The organism is Agromyces humi (assembly GCF_009720255.1).
Lineage (GTDB): Bacteria > Actinomycetota > Actinomycetes > Actinomycetales > Microbacteriaceae > Agromyces > Agromyces humi.
This window is the reverse complement of sequence record NZ_WJSP02000739.1, coordinates 1-670: the sequence shown is the minus strand read 5'-3', so window position 1 is coordinate 670 and position 670 is coordinate 1. Positions and strand designations below refer to the sequence as shown.

Genomic DNA, 670 nt, shown 5'->3' with positions numbered 1-670 from the left:
GCCGGATCGTCGCCGGCACCGATTGACGTTCCGCCCCGCGCGGACTCCGCAGCCGAGACCACCTGATCGAGGGGGTCGCACGCTTCGGCGGCGACGGCGGCTGCCACCCCGCCCTCGACGAGCGGCGCGTCGACGATCCGCACGCGGGCGCGCACGTCGTCATCGAGGAAGTCGAGCGCCGTCTCGGCCGTGAGGATCGCCGATCCGAGGTCGCACAGCACGACCACGCCGACACCGGCATCCGCTTCGGCGATGCCCGCGCTCACGAGGTCGAAGCTCGTGCCGATGCGCCCGTCGTCGGTGCCGCCCGCCGGCACGAGCGTCGATGTCGGCGCCATCTGGCCCGCCAGCTCGACGAGGCCCTCGGCGATGCGCGCGGAATGCGAGACGAACACCACGCCGACCTTGCCGGGTGTCGCCACCTCAGGCTCCCGCAGCCGTCGACGCAGTGTCGGCTGCAGCTCGCAGGAGCAGCGCCGTGGACTGCGCTCCCGGGTCGCGGTGACCGGCGGAGCGCTCCCCCAGGTAGCTCGCTCGTCCCTTGCGGGCGACGAGCGGCTCCGTCGCCACGGCGCCGGCCTCCGCGGCGTCGGCGGCTGCGGCCAGCACCGCTGCGGCATCCGCACCGTCACGGGCCGCCGTGTCGGCGGCGTCGACGGCGGGCGTCCAG

Annotated in this window: 2 protein-coding genes; both read right to left on the bottom strand. The window is 75.2% G+C overall.

From position 1 onward, the window contains the following. On the bottom strand, nucleotides 1–422 hold a 422-nt coding region (dhaM, locus tag GH736_RS23905), incomplete at its 3' end, for a dihydroxyacetone kinase phosphoryl donor subunit DhaM (RefSeq protein ID WP_159607588.1). Nucleotide 423: 1 nt separating this feature from the next. After that, on the bottom strand, nucleotides 424–670 hold a 247-nt coding region (locus GH736_RS23900; protein WP_159607586.1), incomplete at its 5' end, for a DAK2 domain-containing protein.